Source organism: Chamaesiphon sp. OTE_20_metabat_361, from assembly GCF_031364565.1.
The window spans coordinates 1-9270 of record NZ_JANLWO010000407.1 but is presented as its reverse complement, the minus strand read 5'-3'; the positions used below and the strand labels follow the sequence as shown (position 1 = coordinate 9270).

Sequence of the window (9270 nt, the reverse complement as noted above, 5' to 3'; positions counted from 1 at the left end):
CGATCGGGATGGATACGATTCCCTTCTTAATAGACATTTTAGCGACTAGCGACAACGTAACCGTGCGCGGGAGTGCAGTTAAAGCGATCGCGCAGGTGATTGTCAATTATCCCCAAGAACCCTTGTCCTCAGCGGGATTGGAGTGTCTGAAGACAGCGATGAGCGATGATAATCCGGTGGTAAATATTGCGGCGGTGATGGCATTAGGCGAACTCGGGAGTCCGGCTTTTGAAATCATGGTTGAAGCTCTGGAGACGACGGATAATATCGCGCTGCAAGTAACATTGGTAAATACGTTAGCTTCGCTCGGCGATGTGCGCGCCGAACCGATCTTAGTCGCGGCGAGTCAGGATGCTACGCTCGATGAGTACGTGCGCGAATCGGCAACCAGTGCTTTGCCAAGAATGGAGCAGACGATTAAATACAAACAAATGAAGGCACAGCGAGATAAGTAGTCTCACATCTTGCATCAGCAACGCTAAGCTGAAGCCCTAGTTCCCTGACAGTTGAAAAGTGTGTTCTGGGAGCTTCATCACTATCCACTATCCACTATCCACTATTCACCATCCACTATTCACTATCCACTATCCACTATTCACCATCCACTATCCACTATCCACTAAAATACTAGTAGCTCTGTTTTGATGCAAGATGTGAGTTTCAGTATGCAATCTTTACAGCAACTCCTCGATTTCGATCGCCTGCATGTTTGGCATCCCTACGCAGCCTTGCCAAACGATCTGCCAGTCTTTGCAGTAGAATCCGCGCGGGGTGTACGGATTCAATTGATGGATGGTCGATCGCTCATCGACGGGATCTCGTCGTGGTGGACTTGTATTCATGGCTATAGTCACCCCCGCTTGACTCAAGCCGCTCATGCCCAAATCGATCGCATGTCTCATGTGATGTTTGGCGGGTTGACGCACCAGCCAGCGGTAGATTTGAGCAGGAAATTGATTGCCATGACTCCTGACGCACTCCAGCAGGTTTTTTTCTGTGATTCTGGCTCAGTCGCGGTCGAGGTGGCGATGAAAATGGCGGTACAATATTGGCACAATTGCGGTCTGCCGCAGAAGCAAGGGTTTCTGACGATTCGCAATGGCTATCATGGCGATACCTTTGCTGCCATGTCGGTGTGCGATCCGGAAAATGGGATGCACCACTTGTTTCGCCAGATTGTGACTCAACAGTACTTCGCCGCATCACCTCAGAGTGGCTTCGATCGGGACTGGCAACCGCAGGATATTGACAGTTTTGCCGCATTGCTTGCCGAACACCACGATCGCATCGCAGCGGCGATTTTCGAGCCAGTGGTGCAAAATGCTGGGGGGATGCGCTTTTATCATCCAGAATATGTGCGGGAAGCTAAGGCACTATGTGAAAAATATCAGGTCTTGCTGATTTTAGATGAAATCGCCACGGGTTTTGGTCGCACGGGCAAGATGTTTGCTTGCGAACATGCGGAGATTTGTCCAGACATTTTATGCGTGGGGAAAGCATTGTCGGGCGGGTTTACATCGCTGGCGGCAACACTGACAACACGAAAAATTAGTGAAACGTTTGCTGCTGGCACCGCAGGCGTATTCATGCACGGGCCGACATTTATGGCAAATCCCTTGGCTTGTGCGGTAGCGCTAGAAAATTTAACCTTACTCGAAAGTTATGATTGGCAAGCCCAGATTCGCTCGATCGAATCTCAGCTTAAAGCAGACTTAGAACCGTGTCGGAGTTTACCCGCCGTTAAGGATGTGCGGGTATTGGGTGCGATCGGTGTAGTAGAGTTGCATCATCCGGTGGATATGAAAGCGATCCAACCCCGGTTTGTGGAGGAGGGAGTTTGGCTACGTCCGTTTGGAAGACTGATCTACACGATGCCGCCGTACATCATTCAACCCTCAGAACTCACAGCAATTACCACCGCTATCTATAAAATTGTCGCTGAGATTTAGCACTCCTCAGATTATTGGCTATTCTAGCCCACCTGCATTGTCGATGCCGTACTCGAAGCGAAGGGCATCCAGGCGAGTATCCATCAGGGTTTCAGGATTGATGTAGGCATCTACTTTTTTCTTCACCGTGCAACCTTGGCGAATGCCTCGGTAGTAAAGCTGACAAACTTGGAGTGGATTGACATATTTGCTGCCCCATGCTCGCCCCGTTAGAGATTGCCACAGCAGTTCGAGAAATACGCCGCAGCTTTGGACATAGTAGTACCAGGGCCGCTTCCAGCTTAGGGCAGTGAGTAAAAATCCCAACAATTGCAGTTCGGCACCGAGATCGGTAGAGTAACCCGTGACTACGTGCATCAAATCGTGGCGCAACAGGTCTTGCCAGGGAATATGAAATGGCCCGATCTGCATGTCTCGATCTTGAATGAAGTCGGGGTTGGCAGCGTAATACCGAGCTAAGCCTTCACGCAAGGTGAGCGTTCGATCGGTCGGGTTAGAATCGGTGGAATAAGTGTCCATAGTACGATCGCAAAAGGTCAGTTGGAGGGAGTTAAGCCAATACGGTTCGGTTAAGCATAAATATTAGTCCGCGTAGGCGGACTTTGCATCATTAGCGGCGGTTTCAACCGCTGACTAACTAACTAACAAAAAGCGTATTGGGAGTTGAGCCAGTAGTGAGTTCGTTAGCTGCTCGACTAAGCTCTAAATAGCGATGCAAATGCTCGGTGATAATGCCATGCAAAAGTAACCGTCGCGCCGCACCAAAGGGGTTTTCTGGAGCCAAGGGGTTACGGTTGGCAATTACATGATTCCAGCGGTAGTCTCCAGTTAGCATACTGATATAGCAGCCAAAGTTTTCGTCAAATTCCAGCGATAGCACCGCCCGTTCAAACTCATCACAGGTCAGCCACAGGGAGTAAAACACCTTGAATAATTCGATCGCTGACTCCAGATCCAGCATCTGCCACCAATGCCGCCGACTAAAATCTACCTCAATGGGTACGGGTTGAATGCTGTCATAAATTAGCCCCCGCGCACGTACTTCCTCTAACCAATTGGGATTTTCTCGCTGAGCCTGGTGATAATCCAGCACAAAGTTATATAAAATCAAATCGTGTTCGAGAAAAGCATTGTCAGCCAAATCTGCCACTTTGTGGGGATAGAGAGTCGATTTGGGAATCGCGGGATTCGGTGAATTATCGATTAAAAAGTTGACAATATTAGAACCTAAGCCAATGTGACGCACGATTAAATAACAGGCTTCTGGACTCGCAAAATTGGTGAGAAACCAGACAGCAGAACTGTGCATGATTTGATAATTACTAAATTGAAACGGCAGCAATCGTTTGACGATTAAAATTATTGCGAGCATCACGTTGGCAAAGATCTTAATCGGCAATAGTAAATAGCTTCGAGTCCAGTTTTTCAAATCGCGAATCATGTGTGCTTTAGCCACCGGATCGACTGGGATTGCCTCGTCTAGATATAAAGCATCCCAAGTATTTGGATTGGTGCGGTCGTGTGGTTGAGCGGTATATGGAGCTGATAAATAGTTCATATTTTAGTATTTATTTGTCGTAATTATTGACTAAATGAGCCGATCGATCTATTTACTAAGTAGGTAAGTGCTTTATAAAATAGATAGATTCTGCCTGAAACCTAGATGGTGGGCAGTGCCCACCCTACGAGATATCTGAACTCTCTTTTCTTACCTCTGCGCTCTCTGCGCCTCTGCGGTTAAATTCTTAGATCTGTAGGTTGGGTTGAAGAATGAAACCCAACACACCCAACTTATGAGATCGAAATTTCTTCCAATTGCAGTAAATATAACCGCGCGGTAACTTTGGCAGTTTTGACAATTCGGTTGGCAATTTCTCTGGTCATCCAGTCGGCAGTCAAAATAGCATTCAATTTATCGATGTGTGAATCATCATTGGCTGCATGGTAGCCCAAGAAAGAAACTTGTTCGGCTGTCAAATTCAAAGTTTCTTTGATTTGCGCTGCCCATTTTCCCGCCAAGTTATTACCCAATCCTTCAATAATAAACATACTGCCGACTAAGTTTACTGGGTTTTCTTGTGAAGCTTGGTGAAAAATAAATGCGGACAATGCCTCACTGCCAATGTTCTTTTCTGCCAACACAATATCTTCAAGAACGCCACCTACAGAAATATAATTTTGCTCCAACATTTGAAAATCGCGGTGTTCTGCTTGGGCGTGTCCGATAAAAGTCGATCGCAGGCGAAAATCTGTCATGTTGGAAGCAGCTCTGGCAATCCAGCGGGCACCTTCGACTACTTGAGGGCGCAAATTTGTGAGGAATGCCTGATAATCTTCAATGGTAAATTCCCCGCGATTTAATTTGCGGATAATGGGGATCGATTGCAGTTTGCGCTCGAATTCTAGCCAAACTAATGCTAGCTGGTGCATTAAATAAGCAGCAGTAGTTTGGCTCTGATTTAGTGGTTGTGGTTTGTAAGATTCTACGGGCTGGGTAACGATCGCCGATCGATCCGATGGCTGTGCTAGGGGTGACATAATTTCTCCATCTTTAACAACGGTTATTAACATATATGCTGTGGTAAATCTCCCACTTTCGGGCACAAAGCAAAATATTTTTTGACCGGGCTGCAAGTTCTGGGAATGGAATAATTCTTCTAACATTAAATAAATTGAAGCGCACCCCGTATTGCCACGAGTGTAAAGGTTAGTAAACCATTTTGATTCGGGGATGAGGCAGCCAGCTTTATCTAACAATTCAACAATTTGCCCCTTAAAGAAGTGCGAAGAATAATGGCACAGCAGCCAATCAATTTCATCGGGATTCACTCGTCCGGCTGCAATTAATTTTAGCCATCCTTCTACGCCTAATTTAACAACGTTATCGAGGAGACGAATATTTTGCCGTAAATTAAGTGCCCCTGCTTGCGCGGCTTCGACATAAGAGGGATAGTCCATCCAGCTTTTTTGTGCCGTTTCATTTTCAGCCCCAGCATACATACAAACTGGATAAGCATTGGCATGAGAAACGAGTTCGATCCATTCAATTTTGAGGCTGATTCCCGATCGGCTCGGCTGATTTTGGAGCAACATTGCACCTGCTCCATCAGATAGCATCCACCGCAGAAACTCAGTATCAAAGCTCAGATTTTGCCCTGCTTGGATGGCAGTTTCAGCTTCAAAATGAGTGTGGGTAAATAAGCGGGAAGGCTGTTCGGAAGCCACCGAGATCGCGTTGCGTTTCTCACCCAATCTCACCTGAGATGCGGCATATTTAAGCGCGCTCATCCCCGCACAACAAACTCCCATACTCGTAAGCGTTTCTAAGGGCGGAAATTCGGGCAATTCGCCATGCACCATATTGGCAAAACCGGGCACTAGCAAATCTGCCCAGGTCGTTCCGGCTGCTAATAAGTCGATCGCACTTGGTTCTAAGTCGATCCCAGATAAGGTATTTCTCACCGCCAAAGCAGCCATTTGGCTATTGAGATAGGTCGGCTGGTGTCGCTCGTTCAAGGCATAATAGCGTTGCTGAATGCCATTACTTTTCAAAATCCGATTCTTCACTTTAGAAGCACGACCATTCACTTTGCCGAGATAGTCTTCCATCCGATCGTTAGCGATGGGTTCGCCCGGTAAAAATTTACCAATGTTGTTAATAAATACGTTATTCATTAGCAACGCCAGTTAAGTTAGTGTCGTTCATGAGATTTTCCGGGAGTGAGTTAGTTGTTATTTGCATTCTCACCCCCGGATTGATGAAGTCGCAATGAGTAGCCGTTACCAGGGCGAACTAAAGTGAAGTAAGGTGAGGCAAGGTGAAGTTGGTAATATAAAAGCTCGATAAAACCCAATTATTAATATTAAGTAGCTAGGCGAAATTAAATGTAAAATGCCAGCCTTTTGCCCTCACCCCCAGCCCCTCTCTCTTGTCGTTGCTTGGTTGATTTTCATGGTCGGGAAACCCGACCGAAAATCAATCCGCTTTTTTATTCGGGGGGAACCCTAGACATAAAAACGCCGCTCCCAAGCTTGGGAGCGATTCGCGCTCGTCGGGTTCCCCGACGGTTCAGCGAATCAAGACAGAGGGGAGCCAGAGCCAGAGGCGAGGGCGGGACTGAAGAGCGATTTCGTCATTGTCGCTTTAATTATGTCTAGCTACTTACTTCCCAATACAAAAGCGACTAAAGATCCGATCGAGTACTGACTCGGTGACTTCTTCGCCAGTGACTTCGCCTAGTGCCCTAATTGCCTCACGCAGGTCGATCGTCCAGAAGTCTAAGGGCAATCGATCCTCGACCGTAATTAACACCTGTTTAAGGGCGATTTGGGCGCGAATGAGGGCAGCGGCTTGGCGTTGGTTGATGGCGATATCGATATTTGCCGCAGTGAGTTTGCCTCCAGCAACGATCTCGATGATGGCAGTTTCTAATCGATCGATCCCCAGATCGATCGCGGCGGCAGTTTCGACGATCGCACTGATGCCCGGAGGGAGATTTAGTGTGAGGGGAGTTGTCATCAGATCGATTTTGTTGGCGACAACGATCGTCGTAATTGGGGCAATTTGGCTGTAGATCTCGGCTTCTACCGCCGTCCAGCCGATCTGAGCGTCGATGGTCAGTAAGATCAAATCCGCTGACTGGGCTGCTGCACGCGATCGAGCGACCCCGATTTGCTCGACGACATCTTCGGTGTCCCGAATCCCCGCCGTATCCAGTACCTGTACCGGAATCCCGCCCACTACTAACCGAGATTCGACGACATCGCGCGTCGTTCCGGGCAACGGCGTGACGATCGCCCGATCGCTGCGGCTCCAGGCATTGAGCAAGCTAGACTTACCCACATTCGGCTGTCCGAGAATAGCAACCTTCAAACCACTGCGTAATAATTCCCCCCGATCTGCTGTCGCCACAATCTGCCCGATTTGGGCCGCTAATGCCCCTAATTTAGCAGTAATGTCTCCTACGTCCAACGGTGGTAAATCCTCCTCAAAATCGATCCTTGCCTCAATCTCGGCGAGTAAATCGAGGGCGATCGATCGCAAGTTCCCGATCGGTTGGCGGAGTTTGCCCTGCAATCCGGCGATCGCCGTCTGCGCGGCGGCGGGAGATAGGGCACCGACGAGATCGCTGATGCTTTCGGCTTGAGTCAGATCGATGCGCCCATTCAGGAAGGCTCTCAGGGTAAACTCACCTGGTTCGGCAACTTTGGCACCGTATTCGACACACAACTGCAAAATCTGTTGCACCAAAATAATGCCGCCGTGGCTGTGGATTTCGACCACATCTTCGCGGGTATAGGAGCGGGGCGCGAGCATTACTAGCAATAATGCCTCATCGATCGTCTCTCTAGTGGCTGGGTGCCTTACATACCCATACAAAATGCGATGACTCTCCCATTCCTGTCGTCCTGGCGTGCTAAAAATTTGGCGGGCGATCGCGACAGCATCGGCTCCCGATAGCCGCACGATCCCGACACTGCCTTGTTGGGGGACAACAGCCGTGGCGATCGCTACAATGGTTCCGGTTTGCATGGTTAGATCGGTTGAAAGTGTAGTGACTAGTTACTAGTCTCTATCCACATTATGCTTGTAAAATACTAACGTTTAGAGCTAGTGCATCTTAGAGGTAACTCATGACAGATTGGAAATTTCTAATTCAGCGTCAGGGCGATCGCGGATGGCGACCGATCGAAACGGGTAATCTGCAATTGATGGAGGGTAAATATCGGATCGTTGCCACTAGCCAGCTCTCTGAAACGCCGATTCAGCTTCGCATCACCCATCAAACTAGCGACTCGCCAACACCGCAGCGGCGATCGCGATCGTGCCAACAAACTAGCACTGCTAGCGGCGTCGTAGTCATTCTCCCATTTACACATTTACAAGCGGGCATCTGGCAATTTGTGTGTAGTGGGAGCGATGAAAACCAAGCGGCTTGGCATCGGATTCTCAAGCTCCGAGTATTAATCCGCACGCCAGCACCAACCCCCATCCAGATCGCGCCGCCGACAGTTCAAACCGCACCAGCAGCACCCATTCAACCGCCACAACCCCCAGTAGCCCAGCCAGCAAAAACTTTGTCCCCCACAGCCCCGTTGCTAACGTCGCCACCGATCGAACCGGAAAACTGGGCGGATGGACTCGCTCGACTACTAGAGCAATTGGAGCGAGAGTCCTTACAACCGCAGCCGTCCGGCACGACAACTAGCGGCACACTAGCCGAAGCAATTCAACTACACACGATTTTTGCGCCGCCGTCACAACTGATTAGTTTGAGCCGCTCGACTTTTTCGGGGCTAATTCCTGGCAATCGCCTGACGATCTCGGGCGAGTGTAATTTACAGCTTCTCAATCCCAATCTATCGCGATCGACCAAAATCGAGAAGCTGTTCATCTGTATGCGTCATCCTCAGACTGCGGAAATTGTCGGCGCGATCGAACGTACTCTGCCCCCAAATTTAGACATCTTCGGTTTTCAGGGTCACTTAGATTTACCCGCACAGCCCAAAGTCGGCTTATTATTGGGTGAAGTGAGTTTTTATGACAAACACCACATTCAGCTCGGTGCTAGTGGCTTTACGATCGCCCTCAATCTCAATCCCATTCACGAGTCCGAGCTGTCATTACTCCAACTGTTCGATCGCGACAAAGAGAATTCCGCCGCCAATCTCGATCGCCTCACGCAAGAGCTAAAGACAGAGGCGCTAACAATCGGCACGCACAGCTCATCTCACCTCCCGCAATCTAGCATCCCATCGTTAACTACACCCCTCAAACCTTCTCAGCTCACCCCCTCACCCGCCGCCGCATTTACGCATCCAGACGTGACTCCTGTCGATCCCGCTCCTACCCAGCATCGCTTCGATCGATCGATCTCCAATCCAGTCACACCCCCTCCAACCGTACCCACTACTTCCAGTCGGCATCCCCAAGATTTTGCTGACGAATTGGATCTCGGTATTAGCTATTCACCACTCGACTTATCGCCCGAAGCACGCAACTACCCAAATTTAGAAATAGTCATCGATGACTGATTCAATTAGGCTTTAGGCTTTAGGTTTTAGGCTTTTGTGCTTTCGCAGGAGGTCTAATAACTCTCTACCCGAAGTAACGCCAGATCGTCTCAACCAAATGACCTTCTACCCCCTATTAAGATTTACAAACTTTTATCAACTATTTGTGAGCCTTTTTTGCGGACTAATGCAGATAAAATTGAAACAGCAATCCAAATACACAGGACTCATAAAATTATGGCAGCTTCCTTTCTCCCTTCAATTCTCGTCCCTACTGTCGGTCTAGTATTTCCTGCGATCGCGATGG

At 48.8% G+C, this 9270-nt stretch carries 8 protein-coding genes; 4 read left to right on the top strand and 4 right to left on the bottom strand.

All coding sequences use genetic code 11. The annotated features are described in order from the left end of the window. A partial coding sequence (locus RMO35_RS11915; RefSeq protein WP_309741452.1) for a HEAT repeat domain-containing protein occupies positions 1-455 on the top strand: 455 nt, incomplete at its 5' end. Between the two features lie 210 nt (positions 456-665). Next, complete coding sequence (bioA, locus tag RMO35_RS11910; RefSeq protein WP_309741450.1) at positions 666-1949, top strand: adenosylmethionine--8-amino-7-oxononanoate transaminase; 1284 nt, start codon at positions 666-668, stop codon at positions 1947-1949. Between the two features lie 18 nt (positions 1950-1967). Here the strand turns inward: bioA and RMO35_RS11905 are convergent, their stop codons facing one another. The 4 genes from RMO35_RS11905 to mnmE all read right to left on the bottom strand — a co-directional run bounded on the left by RMO35_RS11905 (position 1968) and on the right by mnmE (position 7482). After that, positions 1968-2468, bottom strand: coding sequence for a hypothetical protein (locus RMO35_RS11905; RefSeq protein ID WP_309741449.1), 501 nt, complete (start codon positions 2466-2468; stop codon positions 1968-1970). Positions 2469-2586: 118 nt separating this feature from the next. Next, complete coding sequence (locus tag RMO35_RS11900; protein WP_309741448.1) at positions 2587-3507, bottom strand: DUF6999 family protein; 921 nt, start codon at positions 3505-3507, stop codon at positions 2587-2589. 233 nt (positions 3508-3740) lie between these two features. Further along, on the bottom strand, positions 3741-5624 hold the full coding sequence (locus RMO35_RS11895) for a beta-ketoacyl-ACP synthase III (protein ID WP_309741447.1): 1884 nt from the start codon (positions 5622-5624) through the stop codon (positions 3741-3743). A 487-nt stretch (positions 5625-6111) separates the two neighbouring features. Continuing rightward, entirely contained in the window at positions 6112-7482 is a 1371-nt protein-coding gene (mnmE, locus tag RMO35_RS11890) for a tRNA uridine-5-carboxymethylaminomethyl(34) synthesis GTPase MnmE (RefSeq protein ID WP_309741446.1), read from the bottom strand. Positions 7483-7583: 101 nt separating this feature from the next. Between mnmE and RMO35_RS11885 the strand changes: the two genes are divergently transcribed. After that, the gene (locus RMO35_RS11885; protein ID WP_309741445.1) at positions 7584-8984 is read left to right on the top strand and encodes a hypothetical protein; all 1401 of its coding nucleotides are present in this window, start codon (positions 7584-7586) and stop codon (positions 8982-8984) included. 216 nt (positions 8985-9200) lie between these two features. Further along, positions 9201-9270 (top strand): photosystem I reaction center subunit VIII (gene psaI, locus RMO35_RS11880; protein WP_309741454.1); only part of this gene is annotated, 70 nt, incomplete at its 3' end.